The sequence below is a fragment of the Stenotrophomonas sp. SMYL20 genome (assembly GCF_036320045.1).
Lineage (GTDB): Bacteria > Pseudomonadota > Gammaproteobacteria > Xanthomonadales > Xanthomonadaceae > Stenotrophomonas > Stenotrophomonas maltophilia_A.
On sequence record NZ_JAWIRT010000006.1, the window covers coordinates 73,790 to 88,937 of the forward strand.

Consider the following 15,148-nt stretch of genomic DNA (forward strand, 5'->3'; position numbering starts at 1 on the left):
GCAGGATACCGTGCCGGTGGATTGGGGTCATGACCGGGGTGGCGCCTGCGTGCCGACCAACGGTCGGCACCCACCGTGGGGGAATGGGGTTGCCGGCCAGCGGCCGGCACTACCCCTGCTGGCCGAGCGCGCGCAGCAGGCCGCGGGCCTTGGCGCGGGTCTCGTCCAGTTCCTTGTCCGGGTCCGAGTCAACCACGATGCCGGCGCCGGTGCGGAAGCTCACCTCGTGGCCATCCACTTCGGCGGTACGGATCAGGATGTTCAGGTCCAGGTCGCCATCGCGGTTCAGCCAACCGAAGGCGCCGGTATAGGCACCACGCGGCACCTGCTCCAGCTCGCTGATGATCTGCATGCAGCGCACCTTCGGGCAGCCGGTGATGGTGCCACCCGGGAACGTGGCGGCGATCACCTCGCCGGGGGTGACCTCCGGGCGCAGATGGCCGCTGACGTTGCTGACGATGTGATGCACGTGCGCGTAGCTCTCCACGGTCATCAGCTCATCGACCACCACGGTACCAGGCAGGCAGATGCGGCCCAGGTCGTTGCGCTCCAGGTCGATCAGCATCACGTGCTCGGCACGCTCCTTCGGGTGACCGACCAGTTCCTGGATGCGCGCAGCATCATCGTCCCCCTCGAAGCGCGGACGCGTACCGGCAATCGGCCGGGTCTGCGCGTGGCCGGCATGCACCGACACCAGCCGCTCCGGCGAGGAACTGACCACATGGCGGCCGTGCGCGCTGAACAGGCCGGCGAACGGTGCCGGGTTGGCACGGCGCAGCTGCGCGTACAGCGCCTGCGGGCTGACCGGTGCGGCAAACTGCGCGCTCCAGCGCCGCGACAGGTTCACCTGGAACACATCGCCGGCACGCAGGTACTCGATCACCCGGCGCACGCCGTCGGTGAAGCGCTGCGGCGCGTCCTCGCCGACCGACTGCGGTGGCTGCCAGCCCTGCCCGGCTTCGGGCAGCGTGGCCGAGGCCAGTGCCACCAGCGCATCCAGCAACGCCTGCTCGCCGGCTTCGGCGATGACGAAGCTGGCCTCGTTGTAGTGGTCGTGCAGCACCGCGGCCGGGCAGCGCAGCGCCAGCGCGGTCGGGCGGCCGTCCTCGCGTGCGCGCGCCGGCAGCACCGGTTCTATCTGGCTGGCCACTTCGTAGTCCAGCATCAACGCCCAACCGCCGCGGAACGGCAGGCTGTGGCTGCCGTCATGCAGCAGGCGTTCGTGCTGCCAGGCGCGATCCAGAACCTGCAGGAAGCTGCCGGCCTGCACCGCATCATGCTGGTCGCGCACCTGGCCATCGGCATCCAGCCGCAGGCTATCGCCCTGCGCGGCCAGCAGCAGGCTCCAGCGGCCCTGGGCAGTGCCCGAGGCGGTGGATTCCATCAGCAGCGGGAAGCGCGACGGGTCGTGCTGCTGCAGGGCCAGCAGATCGATCGGGTGCGGCAGCGGGTGGATCAGCGGTGCGTGGGTCATGGCGGCCAGTTCGGGGATTCAGATGCACGGAAGCCGCCTTGCGGCGGCCTCCTCGTGCGTAGAGTCGAGGGTTGTAGGCAGTTTTTGAGGTGTAGTGCTGGAACGAGGGAGGTTTAAACTACGGCCTCGCGTGGGGGTTCAGGGGGGTTTGCTCGTTTGTTTGCCAGAAGCAGGCGAGCAAGCTCGACTCTACAACGTCGGTCAGACGCGCTTGAAGATCAGCGTGCCGTTGGTGCCGCCGAAGCCAAAGCCATTGGACATCACCACGTCGACCTTGGCCTGGCGTGCTTCATTGGGCACGTAGTCCAGGTCGCAGCCTTCGCCCGGCTGCTGCAGGTTGATGGTCGGCGGGATGACGTTGTCCTGCAGCGCCATCACCGAGAAGATCGCTTCCACGCCGCCGGCAGCACCCAGCAGGTGGCCCGTCATCGACTTGGTGGAGCTGACCATCATCTTGTAGGCGTGGTCGCCGAAGGCAGTCTTCATCGCCATGGTCTCGCCCAGGTCGCCCAGCGGCGTGGAGGTGCCGTGCGCGTTGAGGTAGCCCACCTGTTCCGGGGTCACGCCGGCATCCTTCATGGCCATGACCATGCAGCGGGCGGCGCCTTCGCCGTTCTCGCTCGGTGCGGTCATGTGGTACGCGTCGGAGCTGGCGCCGAAGCCGGCCAGTTCACAGTAGATCTTCGCACCACGCGCCTTGGCGTGTTCGTACTCTTCCAGGATCAGGATGCCGGCGCCGTCGCCCAGCACGAAGCCATCGCGGTCCTTGTCCCACGGGCGCGAAGCCTGTTCCGGGGCGTCGTTGCGGGTGCTCATGGCCTTCATCGCGCAGAAGCCACCCAGTGCGGTCGGCGACGAGCCACGCTCGGCACCACCGACCACCATCACGTCGGCATCGCCGTACTGGATCATGCGCATCGCGGTACCGATCGAATGGTTCGAGGTCGCGCATGCCGACACCGCCGAGAACGACGGGCCCTTCAGGCCGGTGATGATGCTCAGCTGGCCCGGCAGCATGTTGATGATGGTCTTGGGCACGTAGAAGGGCGAGATCTTCTTGCCCTCGTGGAACTCGATGGTCTGCTCTTCGATGCCGAGCAGGCCGCCGATGCCGGCACCGACGATGGCGCCGATGCGCTCGGCATTGGCGTCGGTGATTTCCAGGCCCGAGTCGTGCAGGGCCATGAACGAGGCACCGAGGCCGTAATGGATGAACGGGTCCATCTTCTTGGCATCCTTGCCGCTGACCCGGAATTTGCCGAACAGTTCATTGTCGGCGGTGATGTCGAATCCCTTGACCTCACCTGCAATCTTGGTGGTGAACCGATCCAGATAGGCATCAGAAACGTTGGTCAGCGGACCGATGCCCGAACGACCCTGGGTGATGCCTTCCCAGCTGCTGGCCAGATCATTGCCCAACGGCGAGACGATACCCAGGCCGGTTACGACGACGCGACGCTTCATTGCTGATTCTCCTGGCCCGGATGATTTCAACGGGCAACTCGGTTTGCTTCGGTGTGATGCTCAAACACACGGGGCCGCAACAGCGGCCCCATGGGGTGCGGTGCGCGGCGAGCGTGAGCCCGCGCGCGCACTGCCGTCTGACATCAGGCCTTGACGTGGGCCTTGATGTAGTCGATGGCGGCCTGCACGGTGCTGATCTTCTCGGCTTCTTCGTCCGGGATCTCGCACTCGAATTCTTCTTCCAGGGCCATCACCAGCTCGACGGTGTCCAGCGAGTCAGCGCCCAGGTCATCGACGAACGATGCGCTGTTGGTGACTTCTTCTTCCTTGACGCCAAGCTGTTCGACGACGATTTTCTTGACGCGTTCTTCGATGGTGCTCATGGGATCTCGCTCCAGATGGAGTTGTGGTTCAAAAGTGGTCGCCATCAAAGGCGATGGCCGTGGGATAGTGTAGTGGAAACCGGCGCGGCCTTGCATCGCAGCAAAAACCTCCGCAGATCAACCACTTGCGGCGCAATCCCTGCGCCCCTTGCTTACGGCATGTACATGCCACCGTTCACATGGAGGGTTTCGCCGGTGATGTAACCGGCAGCCGGGCCGGCCAGGAAGGCCACCGCATGGGCGATGTCTTCCGGCGAACCCAGGCGTTCGAGGGCGATGTCGTTGATCAGCGCGGTACGCGCTTCTTCCGGCAACGCCTTGGTCATGTCGGTGTCGATGAAGCCGGGTGCGACAACATTGACGGTGACACCGCGCGAACCGATTTCCTTGGCCAGCGACTTGCTGAAGCCGATGATGCCGGCCTTGGCGGCAGCGTAGTTGGCCTGGCCGGCATTGCCGGTCACGCCCACCACCGATGCGATATTGATGATGCGGCCCTTGCGCGCCTTCATCATGCCGCGCATCACCGCCTTGCTGGTGCGGAACACGCTGGTCAGGTTGGTGTCGATGATCGACGCCCAGTCCTCGTCCTTCATGCGCATCAGCAGGTTGTCGCGGGTGATGCCGGCATTGTTGACCAGGATCGAGATCGGGCCGAATTCCTTGGCAATGCCATCGAGCACGCTGTCCAGCGCGGCGGCGTCGGTGACGTTCAGCGCGCGGCCGTGGCCACCGTGGGCGGCCAGGCGCTCACCGATCGCGGCGGCGCCGGATTCAGTGGTGGCGGTGCCGATGACGGTGGCGCCCTGGGCGGCCAGCAGATCGGCGATGGCGGCACCAATGCCACGGCTGGCGCCGGTGACCAGTGCGATTTCACCCTGCAGGGGCTTGCTCATGATGTTTTCCTCAGGCTGGGACGGCCGCCGTACCCGTACCGCTTGCAGCGGCCACCGGTACGGTCGGCAGGAACAAGGGGGATCAGGCCGACCATGCCTCGCGGGCGGCTTCGAAGTCGCCTGGCGTGGCCAGCGAACGGCCGTCGATGGCCTTGTCGATACGCTTGACCAGACCGGTCAGCACCTTGCCCGGGCCGCACTCGGCGATCCGGGTGACGCCACGGCCAGCCAGCGCCTGCACGCACCCGGTCCACTGCACCGGCTGGTACAGCTGCTGGACCAGCGCGGTACGGATCGCGTCAATGCCGTCATGCACCTTGGCGTCGACGTTCTGCACCACCGGCAGCTGCGGCGCCTGCCAGGCCAGGCCGGCCATCACTTCGGCCAGGCGGTTGGCGGCTTCGCGCATCAACGGGGTGTGCGAGGGCACGCTCACGGCCAGCTTGACCGCCTTGCGCACGCCCTTCTCGGCCAGCAGCGCCAGCGCACGGTCGACCGCGTCGGCGTCGCCACCGATCACGATCTGGCCCGGCGAATTGAAGTTGGCCGGCACCACCACCTGGCTGCCTGCGGCTTCGGCGCAGACGTCCAGCACCAGCTGGTCTTCGGCGCCGAGCACGGCGGCCATGGCACCGACGCCGGCCGGTGCGGCTTCCTGCATCAGCTGGCCGCGCAGGCGCACCAGGTGCGCACCGTCATGCAGGCTCAGCGCGCCAGCGGCAACCAGGGCGGTGTACTCGCCCAGGCTGTGACCGGCCAGCACCGACGGGCGCGGACCGCCCACGGCGTTCCAGGCGCGCCACACGCCGATGCTTGCGGCCAGCAGGGCCGGCTGGGTGTATTCGGTGCGGTTGAGCATTTCCTCCGGGCCACCCTGGGACAGCGCCCACAGGTCGACGCCGGCACCATCGGATGCCTCGGTGAAGGCTTCACGCACCTGCGGGTGCAGTTCAGCCAGCTCGGCCACCATGCCCACAGACTGCGAGCCCTGGCCGGGGAAGACAAAAGCGAGGGTGGATACGGTCACGCGGTCATCCGCTTGTTGCAATCGAAGCGGGCCATGATAAGGGGGAACATGCCGTGTCGTCTGTACGTGCGCGTATGCACGCGTATGGTGGGCCAGCCGCGGAACGCCGCCGGGCATGGCCCGGCGGACGCACAGTCAGCAGAACAGCTGCAGGACGTCCAGATCGCCGTCGGCGAGGAAATCCACGCACAGGCCCACCAGCATCAGCACGCCAGCGGTGCTGGCGCCATGGGCGATGAAGATGGAGTGGGCCAGCGCGCGCGCCGAGCGGCCCAGCTTCATGCAGACCCGGGCCAGGCTGCGCAGGCGGCCAGTGACCGCGTGCACGTGCTCGCGCACCGGCGCCTGCGCATCGCCCATCGCCTCGGCCATCATCGCCTGCAGGTGCTCGGGGCGGTCGGCGTAGTACTTGGCCACGCCATAGCCGAACATCAGCCAGTCGCGGGCCTGCGCTTCGGACAGATCCATCACTTCCAGCGGATCTTCCTCGAAGTCGATGAAACCGACCTTCTCGCCATCCCAGGTGAGATTGCGCGGCAACGGCTGACCGAAATAGGCGCCGCGCGCATGCGCTGCGGCAATGGCCAGCATGGCCGCCATCACCAGGCGGTCGCGACCGGCCTCGTCGGCTTCGCGCAGGCAGGTATTGAACGAACTGCCGTTGTCGCCGATCACCAGCGCAGCATGGCCGGTGCCCAGCACATCGGGCACGTTCACGCCCTGCGCCTGCAGTTCTGCAAGGCGACGGGCTTCGGTTTCGCGCGCGGCGTCACCGCCACGGTGCGGCGGCGGGCGCAGGGCATCCAGATGAAAACGACGGGCAACAAAATTGAGCAGGCCAAGGGCCAGCGCGCGGCTTCCCTTGCCGTACTGCTTCAGCCAGGCACGTTGCCCTTCTATGACGATGGGCTCAACCATGACAGGTCCTCCTTAAACGCGTTACGGCCCCAGAGGGGCCGCAACGACAAAGCTTCACGTTGTCGTAACTTGCACTATCAATAGCGCAGCAGAGCCGAACCCCACGTGAAGCCGCCGCCGAAGGCTTCCAGCAGCAGCAGCTGGCCACGTTCGACCTTGCCCGAGCGCACGGCGGCATCCAGCGCCAGCGGCACCGAGCCGGACGAGGTATTGCCGTGCTTGTCGACGGTGACCACGACCTGGTCCATCGACATGTCCAGGCGCTTGGCGGTGGCTTCGATGATGCGCAGGTTGGCCTGGTGCGGAATCAGCCAATCCAGGTCGGACTTGTCCAGGCCGTTGGCAGCCAGAGTCTCGTCCACGACCGAGTCCAGCGCCTTGACGGCGTACTTGAACACGTCGTTGCCCTTCATGTTGATGGTGCCGCCGCCATTGGCGCCGTCCTTGAAGCCGGTCGAAACGCCAACCGGGTTCCACAGCAGCTCCTTCTTGCTGCCATCGGCATGCAGGTGGGTGCTGAGGATGCCGGTGTCTTCGTCGGCCTTGAGCACGACAGCACCGGCGCCATCGCCGAACAGCACGCAGGTGGTGCGATCGTTCCAGTCGACCATGCGGGTCAGCGTTTCGGTGCCGATCACCAGCACGTGCCTGCAGTCGCCGGAGCGGATGAACTTGTCGGCCACGCCCAACGCGAACACGAAGCCCGAGCAGGCGGCGTTGACGTCGAAGGCGGGGCACCCGGCCACACCGAGCTTTGCCTGGATCAGGCACGCGGTGGACGGGAAAATGAGATCAGGGGTGGTCGTGCCGACCACGATCATGTCGAGCTGCGAGGCGTCGATGCCTGCGGCTTCAAGCGCGCGCAGGGCGGCGTTGTAGCCAAGGTCGCTGGTGGTTTCGCCTTCGGCCGCGATGTGCCGCTCACGAATGCCGGTGCGCGACTGGATCCACTCATCCGAGGTTTCGACCATTTTTTCCAGGTCGGCGTTGGTCAGGACTTTTTCCGGCAAATAGCTACCGGTGCCCGCGATCCTCGAGTAGATCCGCTTGCTCATCATGTTTCCTGTTGCGCGGGCCGCCGATCACCGGCACACCCGGGAAAGAAGGCAAAGGCCGCTGCCCGGGGGCAGCGGCCTTCCCGGCACATCAATCTTCTTCGACGGCCGAGGTCTTGGTCTGGATGACCTTCTTGCCGCGGTAGAAACCATCGGCAGTGATGTGGTGACGCAGGTGCACTTCGCCGGTGGTCGGGTCGGTCGACAGCTGCTTGGCGCTCAGGGCGTCATGCGCACGACGCATGCCGCGGCGGGACGGGGTGACACGGGATTTCTGCACAGCCATGGGATTGCTCCAAACTCGGTTCGTTTTGCTTCGTCGTATCGTCGCGCAGGACGCCAGCGCCCAGCACACTTTCGCTTTCGCCGCAGCCGCCGACGACAATCCGGCTGCTATTGTTTCTTCAGTGCCGCCAACGCCGCGAACGGGTTGGCCTGCTTTGTTTCTTCTTCGCTCGGCGCCCAGTCCTTGTCGACTGCTTCACCGTCGGGCGACAGCGGCACCACAGGCACCGCCAGCACCAGCTCGTCCTCGACCAGGTCCAGCGGACGCAGCTGGCCGTCTTCCGGCACCAGCAACGCCTCGTACTCCTCCGGCAGGGACGATTCCTCGTCCTCGTCGCGGATCAGGCCAAGCCTCTGGGTCATCTTCACCGGCAACAGGAATCGCTGCATGCTGCGCTGACAAGTCAGCGGCAACGCGGTGTCGATGGTCAATTCCACATAGGATACCCGCAAGACGTCGTCGCGACCGAATTCAAGCGAGTAATTGCACTCACCGTCGGTATCTGCGACCAACCCCTGCAGGCGGGTCAATTCAGCCAGGGACACCTGACCGTCGAAGCGCCTTCGCGCTACAACCATCCGCCAGGCATCCAGCGTTTCGGGCACGTTCGCGGACATAAGCCGCTGAATACTAAGGATCGGGGCGGCGGCTGTCAAATGCCCGCCATACAGGACTTGCCGCTGGCGCTGCGGACACGCCAGACTGCCGCGCCCTGCCCCGGTATTCTCGCATGTCACTGGTCCTGGCCTCCACCTCCCGCTACCGCCGCGAGCTGCTGCAGCGATTGGGCCTTGCCTTCGACTGCGCGCGCCCGGAGGTGGATGAAACCCCGTTGAATGGCGAAGCGCCGCGGGCTCTGGCCACGCGCCTGGCTGCGGCCAAGGCCGCCGAGGTGGCTGCCCGCCATCCGGGCGCCTGGGTAATCGGCTCGGACCAGGTCGCGGACCTGAACGGCCAGCCGCTGGGCAAACCCGGTACGGTCGAGGCCGCCTGTGCGCAGCTGGCAGCGATGTCCGGGCAGACCGTGCGCTTCCACACCGCCGTCTGTCTCAGCCGTGATGGAGAATCATTCACGGCCGTCGATCTGACCGAAGTCTGCTTCCGCGCACTGGAACCGGACGAGATCGCCCGCTACGTGACCACCGAGCAGCCACTGGACTGCGCCGGCAGCTTCAAATGCGAGGGCCTGGGCATCAGCCTGTTCGACGCCATCGACAACCGCGACCCGACCGCGCTGGTCGGCCTGCCGCTGATTGCGGTATGCGGATTGCTGCGCAGGGCCGGTTTCGCGGTGCCCTGAACTGTAGCGTCGAGCCCTGCCCGACTGCTTCTGCTGTAGATGGCAGGCGGCCCGGAAAAAGCAGTCGAGCATGGCTCGACCCTACAAAAGCAGAGGCCTCAACGGACCTCGAACGGCTGCTCCTGCCATTGCTCCACGCTGCCATCGCGGCCATACAGGCGCAGGCCCAGCCAATGCCTGCCCGGCGCCAGCGTGGTGGTATCCAGCGATGCGTCGAAGCCCACCGCCGGGTGCTGCGGATCGGTGCTGTCCGGCCACACGGGGCGCACGTCGAACACACGCCCATAGCGGGCGTCACCGATGGAACGGCCATCGACCAGCACTTCGACACGTGCCAGGCCGACGCCATCCTTGAACGCCCAGCCCTTGATCGCGAACGTGCCGGACACCTTCTCGCCATTGGACGGCGCATCCAGCCACGCCATCGCCGGCGTCACGCACGGCCCTTCCGCGCGCTGCACCGGCAGGCGGAACAACAGGAAGCGCTGGAACCCGTGATCACTGCTGACCACGCGTGGCGCCGGCATCGGCCCCACCTGATCGCAGATGGCGTGATAGCGCTCCAGCAGTTCGCGATAGCGCTGGTCGCTGGGTGACAGCACCAGCAGCATCGGCGCCGTGCGCTCGCCCTCATGCAGCAGGCCCCACTGTGCCAGCTGCGCGGTGCGGCCATGCTTGTCATTGAGCGGATGCGGCAGCACCTCGATGTTGCCATTGCCCAGCTGGAAGCCCAGTTCGGCGCCGACCTTGAAGTTGCCGGCCAGCACGCGCGTCCCTTCCGGCATCTGCCGAAGCTCTTCATGGACCGCTACGGCCAGTGGTTGCCAGCCAGCGAAATTGCGCGGGTAGTACTTGCTGCCGGCCATCTGCTCGCGCAGTGCCGGCGTGGATGCCATCAGGTAGTAGCCGAACGCCAGCACCATGCCCGCGCCTGCCAGCCACCAGCCGGTGCGGCGCAGCCAGCGCGGCCAGCCGTTGAGCACTACCGGCACCGCCACCAGCAGTGCGAGGTAGCCCGGCAGCGGCCAATGGAAACTGATCCGCTCGACGTCAGTGAAGAAGCCAAGCACGAAAATGCCCAGTGTGGATACGCCGCCCACCAGGCCGAAATAGCGCCACTGCACGCGCGCACCGCCACCGCTCCGGGTTCCTGCCAGCGCCACCTTCCACATCGCCATGCACAGGATCGGCGTCACCAGCATCGGCTGGATCACCAGGAACCACAGCCCGCCCCATTCAAAGGCCCAGGGATGACGCTCGACCACCTGGAATTTCAGACCGGCATCGTGGTTGTCCGCATTCCACGCCAGCAGTGGCAGCCATGCCAGCACGCCCACCGCCAGTGCGACCCATACGCGCGGATCGGCCAGCATGCGCCGCCCCTGCGGCAATGCCAGCAGCGCGATGAAACCGACGCCGATGACACCGATGAAACGGTAGTGGCTGAGCGCACCGATCAGCAGGCCCAGCGCCAGCTTCATCGCCGAGGAGGCATCCACGTTGTGCAGCAGGCGCGCACCGGCGTGCAGGCAGATCACCGCCGCCAGCGCCATCGGCACGTCGGGTACCGCCAGCAGGCCCAGCGTCGCCGACAACGGCATCAACAGCGTGAGGCTGCCCGCCTGCCAACCCGCCACATTGCCGAACCAGCGCGTGGCCGTGCGCACCACCAGCAGCGGCAACAGCGCACCGATGGCCAGGAACGGCAGGCGCAGCGCAAGCACGTGATGACCGCCGAGCTCCACGCCCAGGCGGGCCAGCCAGGCGGTCAACCCGGGCAGATCCGAATAGGCCGCGGCCAGATGCTGGCCTTCCTGCCAATAGAACGCTTCGTCGACGAACAGCGGCAAGCGCGCGGCAACGATCAGCTTGGCCGCTGTGACCAGCGTCCATAACCAGAGAAATATCGTCCGTGCGCGCTGTTCGCCTTGCATTGCTCTATGGATAATCGAGTGGATTCCAGATCTGAGACGATCATGCCAGCTTCGTCCCCCAACCCCAGCATGCTAACCGATCAATTGCGTCAGGCCCTGCGGGAGGCACAGGATCAGGTGAACGCACTGGTACTGGGCAAGGTGCCGGAAGTCAGGCTGGCGTTCGTCGCATTGCTGTCCGGCGGTCACCTGCTGATTGAAGATCTGCCCGGCCTGGGCAAGACCACGCTGGCGCATGCGCTGGCCAGCAGCCTCGGCCTCAGCTTCCAGCGCGTGCAGTTCACCTCCGATCTGTTGCCCGCCGATGTGCTGGGCGTGTCGGTGTATGAAGCCGGCAGCCGTCAGTTCCAGTTCCACCCCGGCCCGGTGTTCACCCACGTACTGCTGGCCGACGAGATCAACCGCGCACCACCGCGCACGCAGAGCGCGTTGCTGGAAGCGATGGCCGAGCAACAGGTCACCCTGGATGGACAGACCCATGCCCTGCCCGATCCTTTCTTCGTGATCGCTACGCAGAACCCGGTGGATCTGTCCGGCACGTTCCCGCTGCCGGATTCGCAGCTGGACCGCTTCCTGTTGCGGCTGGCGATGGGTTACCCCAGCGCGCAGGCCGAGCGCGAGCTGCTGCGTGGCAGCGACCGTCGCGACCTGATCGCGCGTGCCGTACCGAAACTGGATGACACCCAGGTGCGCGCGCTGCGCGACGCAGTGAACCAGGTGCATGCCAGCGACGCGCTGATCGACTATGTGCAGGCGCTGCTGACCCGCAGCCGCCAGCATGCCGGTGTGCGCGTGGGCCTGTCGCCACGTGCGGGCCTGGCGCTGCTGCGCGCGGCCAAGGCACATGCACTGCTGCTGGGGCGCGGCCATGTGGTGCCCGAAGACGTGCAGACCCTGTTCGTGGCGGTGGCCGGTCACCGACTGGTGGCGGAAGCCGAATCCAGTTCGGGTCCGGCACTGGCGCGCGCGATCCTGCAGACCGTCGCGGTGGACTGAGCGTGGCCACACGCTGGGCACGCATGCAGCTGCTGGCTCGGCCACGCAGGCCCGAAGCCTTGCCGAGGCGGCTGGACCGCCATCGCATCTATGTGCTGCCCACCCGCTTCGGCCTGTTCGTTGCCACCCTGCTGGCGGCCATGCTGCTGGGCGCACTGAACTACAACAACAACCCGGCGCTGCTGCTGGCCCTGCTGCTCGCGGCAGCAGCAATCGCCAGTGCCATTGCCGCGCATCTCCAGTTGTCCGGCGTGCAGATCGATGCGATCTCCGCCGAGCCGGTAGCGGCCGGGCAACCGTTGCGTCTGCGCGTGGACCTCTCACTGCGTGACCCGCGTGCGCGGCACGGCCTTCATCTGCAGCTGGGTGACAGCAACGCCTGGACCTCGCTGCCTGCGCACGGCCGTGGCGAAGTGGAACTGGACGTTCCCAGCGAACGCCGTGGCTGGCTGGAACTGCCGCGCATCCGACTGTCCACCACCCAGCCGCTGGGCCTGGTGCGGGCGTGGTCGTGGGTGTGGCCGGAACAGCCGCTGCTGGTCTACCCGCTGGCCGAAGCCGTGGCGCCTGCACTGCCGGAGAGCGGCAGCGATCCGCTGCACACCCGCGCCCATGCCAGCGGCGAGGAACTGCATCAGCTACGCCCCTACCGGGCCGGCGATGCGCCGCGCAGCATTTCCTGGAAGCACTCGGCACGCCGCGACAGCCTGCTGGTGCGCGAGTACGAAAAGCCGGTCGGCATCGAAGTGATCCTCGACTGGCGCTCGTTGGCGCCGTTGGGCCATGAAGCACGCATCGCTCGATTGGCGCGCTGGGTGGATGTGGCCGAGCGCGAGGGCCGCCGCTACACCCTGCTGCTGCCTGCACACCCGCCGTTCGGGCCCGGTCAGGGCGCCAGCCACCATCACCTGTGCCTGCGCGCGCTGGCGCTGATGCCGCATGACTGAGACCCCGGCCCTGCTCGACCGCAATGCCCGCAACTGGACCCTGGCCAGCGCGGCGCTGGCCTTGTTGCCGTTGCTGCTGCAGCTGCCGCCACTGCTGGCTGGTGTGATCGCGCTGGCGGCGATCATCACCGCCGCCCTGTCGTGGCGGACAGTGTTGCCGATGCCGGTACGCCTGCTGCTGGTGCTGGGCATGCTCGGCGCCATCGTCTGGCAGATGGGCATGGTGCGCCCCGGGCGCGATACCGGTTGCGCACTGCTGGCCGCGATGCTGGCGATCAAGTCCAGCGAGCTGCGCAGCCTGCGTGATGCCCGCAGCCTGCTCGGCTTCGCGCTGTTCTCGCCCTTTGCAGCATTCCTGCTCGACCAGGGGCCGCTGACAACCGCGCTGGCCGCGCTGGCCGGGGGCAGCGCACTGATCGCGCTGCAACGCCTGGCCCAGGATGAAGGTCATGCCGGCCGCCTGCCACTGCGCGGGCAGCTGCATGGTGTCGGCCGCCTGTTGGCGATCGGCCTGCCGCTGGCATTGGCCTGCTTCTGGCTGTTCCCGCGCCTGGCCACACCACTGTGGGGTGTTCCCGAGCGCGCCGTGGGTACACCGGGGTTGTCCGACAGCATGGAGCCCGGCCAGTGGTTGGACCTGATGGCCGACGACAGCCCGGCGCTGCGCGTGCAGTTCTTCGGCACTCCACCCGAGCCGGCGCAGCGTTACTGGCGCGGCCCTGTACTGACAGCCTTCGATGGACGGCGCTGGACACGCGACCGCGCCAGCGCGCGGCGGCCTGCTGCGGTGGTTGAAGCAAGTACACAGGGCTGGGATTACCAGATCGACTACGAGCCGACCGACCGCCGCCAGCTGGTGGCGCTGGACCTGCCCAGCCGCGCGCCTGCAGGCAGCATGCTGGATGCGGACATGAGCCTGAGCAGCGAACGCCCGCTGGCCTCGCTCAGCCGCTGGCGGTTGCATTCGGCCCCTCCCCTGCGTTTCGACAGCACGCTGTCGCCCTATCTGCGCCGCGCGACGCTGCAGCTGCCGACCGGCTTCAACCCGCGCACCGCCACGTTGGCGCAACAATGGCGACAGGAGGCTGGCAGCGATGACGAGGCCATCGTGCGCCGCGCGCTGCAGTGGATCACCACCGACTTCTCGTACACGCTGGACACCCCTGCGGCGGGACGCGACCCGATCGACGAGTTCCTGTTCGGCTACAAGGCCGGCTTCTGTGAACACTTCAGCTCGGCCTTCGTGGTGCTGATGCGCAACGCCGGCGTCCCGGCGCGGGTGGTGACCGGTTTCGCCGGCGGCACCCGCAACCGCATCGGCGACTACTGGGTAGTGCGGCGAATGGATGCCCACGCCTGGGCCGAGGTGTGGCTGCCGCAGCGCGGCTGGGTCCGGGTCGACCCGACCGCAGCCGTGGCACCGGAACGCATCCTGGACACACTGGATGACCGCCTGCAGGCCGGCACGGACACGCCACTGCAGCAGCGTTGGCTGCAGCTGGGCCAGCTGGGCGACTGGCTGCGCCGCGGCTGGAACGACCTGGTGCTGTCGTTCGATGCGCGCCGCCAGCAACAGCTGCTCAAGCCGTTCGGGCTGGACGATCTGGGCCCTGGGCAGCTGGTCGCTGGCTTCGTGGTGGCCGCACTGCTGGCGCTGGCGTGGATGGCCTGGCTGCTGGCCCGTGGCGAGCGCGAACGCGACCCGCTGCTGCGCGCCTGGCACCGGCTCGGACGGCGCTACGCCCGCCTCGGCCTGGCCCGTGAACCGCACGAAACCGCCCAGGACTGGGCACAGCGCGTACACCGGCAGCGTCCTGACCCGGCCCTGCTCGCGCTCAGCCAGCGTTTCGCTGATGCGCGTTACGCTGGAACTTGCACCGACCTCGCTTCATTATTGCGGGACCTGCGCAGGCATCGCCCGACTTCCGGAGCCTCCCCATGAACACCAAGTTCCTTCTCACCGCTGTGGCCACGCTGGCCCTGTCGGCCTGCGCCACGGCCCCCAAGCCGCTGCAGGGACAGTTCAGCCTGGTCTCCCCTCGCGATTCAGTCGCTACCCAGCAGGTCGGCACGCCGGTCCGTTGGGGCGGTCGCATCATCGAAACCAAGCCCGGCCAGGGCGAGACCTGCTTCCAGATCATCTCGCGCCCGCTCAATGGCAGTGGCCGCCCGAACACCACTTCGTCCGATGCCAGCGACGGTCGTTTCATCGCCTGCCGTGCCGGCTTCTACGACCCGGCGGTGTTCGAAGCCGGTCGTGACGTGACCTTCATCGGCAAGATCGACGGCTACCAGAACACCCGCATCGGCGAATACGACTACCGCCTGCCGAAGCTGTCGGCCGATGTGATCTACCTGTGGCCGGAACAGCGTCAGGTCGACGTGGTGCCCTACCCCTATGGCCCGTGGGGCCCGAGCCCGTATGGCCCGTACTGGGGCGGCTATGGTCGCTGGGGCTGGTGGTGATC

15 protein-coding genes are annotated in these 15,148 nt (G+C 67.0%); 5 read left to right on the forward strand and 10 right to left on the reverse strand.

Translation table 11 applies throughout. The features are described 5' to 3' along the window. Nucleotides 1-109 precede the first annotated feature (109 nt). The 9 genes from V3B48_RS06275 to V3B48_RS06315 all read right to left on the reverse strand — a co-directional run bounded on the left by V3B48_RS06275 (nt 110) and on the right by V3B48_RS06315 (nt 8,120). Nucleotides 110-1,474 carry an aminodeoxychorismate synthase component I gene (locus V3B48_RS06275; protein WP_329893390.1) on the reverse strand — a complete coding sequence of 455 codons (1,365 nt, stop codon included), beginning with the start codon at nt 1,472-1,474 and terminating at the stop codon, nt 110-112. Nucleotides 1,475-1,675: 201 nt separating this feature from the next. Further along, nucleotides 1,676-2,938: a beta-ketoacyl-ACP synthase II gene (gene fabF / locus V3B48_RS06280; protein ID WP_049463472.1), complete on the reverse strand. Its 1,263-nt coding sequence runs from the start codon at nt 2,936-2,938 to the stop codon at nt 1,676-1,678. 143 nt (nt 2,939-3,081) lie between these two features. Continuing rightward, nucleotides 3,082-3,321 (reverse strand): acyl carrier protein, encoded by a 240-nt coding sequence (acpP, locus tag V3B48_RS06285; RefSeq protein WP_005415509.1) that lies wholly within the window; start codon nt 3,319-3,321, stop codon nt 3,082-3,084. Nucleotides 3,322-3,473: 152 nt separating this feature from the next. Further along, a complete protein-coding gene (gene fabG, locus V3B48_RS06290) occupies nt 3,474-4,217 on the reverse strand; it encodes a 3-oxoacyl-ACP reductase FabG (protein WP_004146899.1) in 744 nt (247 codons plus the stop codon). An 82-nt stretch (nt 4,218-4,299) separates the two neighbouring features. Next, on the reverse strand, nt 4,300-5,244 hold the full coding sequence (fabD, locus tag V3B48_RS06295) for an ACP S-malonyltransferase (RefSeq protein ID WP_032127764.1): 945 nt from the start codon (nt 5,242-5,244) through the stop codon (nt 4,300-4,302). A 135-nt stretch (nt 5,245-5,379) separates the two neighbouring features. Further along, a complete protein-coding gene (locus tag V3B48_RS06300) occupies nt 5,380-6,162 on the reverse strand; it encodes a hypothetical protein (RefSeq protein ID WP_032127765.1) in 783 nt (260 codons plus the stop codon). A 77-nt stretch (nt 6,163-6,239) separates the two neighbouring features. Then, the gene (locus V3B48_RS06305; protein WP_032127766.1) at nt 6,240-7,217 is read right to left on the reverse strand and encodes a beta-ketoacyl-ACP synthase III; all 978 of its coding nucleotides are present in this window, start codon (nt 7,215-7,217) and stop codon (nt 6,240-6,242) included. 91 nt (nt 7,218-7,308) lie between these two features. After that, on the reverse strand, nt 7,309-7,503 hold the full coding sequence (gene rpmF, locus V3B48_RS06310; protein WP_004154640.1) for a 50S ribosomal protein L32: 195 nt from the start codon (nt 7,501-7,503) through the stop codon (nt 7,309-7,311). A gap of 107 nt (nt 7,504-7,610) precedes the next feature. Then, nucleotides 7,611-8,120 carry a YceD family protein gene (locus V3B48_RS06315; RefSeq protein WP_032127767.1) on the reverse strand — a complete coding sequence of 170 codons (510 nt, stop codon included), beginning with the start codon at nt 8,118-8,120 and terminating at the stop codon, nt 7,611-7,613. A gap of 113 nt (nt 8,121-8,233) precedes the next feature. Between V3B48_RS06315 and V3B48_RS06320 the strand changes: the two genes are divergently transcribed. Further along, nucleotides 8,234-8,803: a Maf family nucleotide pyrophosphatase gene (locus V3B48_RS06320; protein WP_049400644.1), complete on the forward strand. Its 570-nt coding sequence runs from the start codon at nt 8,234-8,236 to the stop codon at nt 8,801-8,803. 98 nt (nt 8,804-8,901) lie between these two features. Here the strand turns inward: V3B48_RS06320 and V3B48_RS06325 are convergent, their stop codons facing one another. Then, nucleotides 8,902-10,737: a glycosyltransferase family 39 protein gene (locus V3B48_RS06325; protein ID WP_032127769.1), complete on the reverse strand. Its 1,836-nt coding sequence runs from the start codon at nt 10,735-10,737 to the stop codon at nt 8,902-8,904. Nucleotides 10,738-10,779: 42 nt separating this feature from the next. Here V3B48_RS06325 and V3B48_RS06330 point away from each other — a divergent pair, with 42 nt between their 5' ends. The 4 genes from V3B48_RS06330 to V3B48_RS06345 are packed head-to-tail and all read left to right on the forward strand — an operon-like array spanning nt 10,780 to nt 15,146. Next, entirely contained in the window at nt 10,780-11,733 is a 954-nt protein-coding gene (locus V3B48_RS06330; protein ID WP_032127770.1) for a MoxR family ATPase, read from the forward strand. 23 nt (nt 11,734-11,756) lie between these two features. Next, a complete protein-coding gene (locus tag V3B48_RS06335; RefSeq protein WP_032127771.1) occupies nt 11,757-12,680 on the forward strand; it encodes a DUF58 domain-containing protein in 924 nt (307 codons plus the stop codon). Further along, nucleotides 12,673-14,622 (forward strand): DUF3488 and transglutaminase-like domain-containing protein, encoded by a 1,950-nt coding sequence (locus tag V3B48_RS06340; RefSeq protein ID WP_149908909.1) that lies wholly within the window; start codon nt 12,673-12,675, stop codon nt 14,620-14,622. The genes V3B48_RS06335 and V3B48_RS06340 overlap by 8 nt, the downstream gene beginning before the upstream one ends. Beyond that, on the forward strand, nt 14,619-15,146 hold the full coding sequence (locus tag V3B48_RS06345; protein ID WP_032127773.1) for a Slp family lipoprotein: 528 nt from the start codon (nt 14,619-14,621) through the stop codon (nt 15,144-15,146). Before V3B48_RS06340 ends, V3B48_RS06345 begins: the two co-directional genes overlap by 4 nt. The last annotated feature ends 2 nt before the right edge of the window (nt 15,147-15,148 follow it).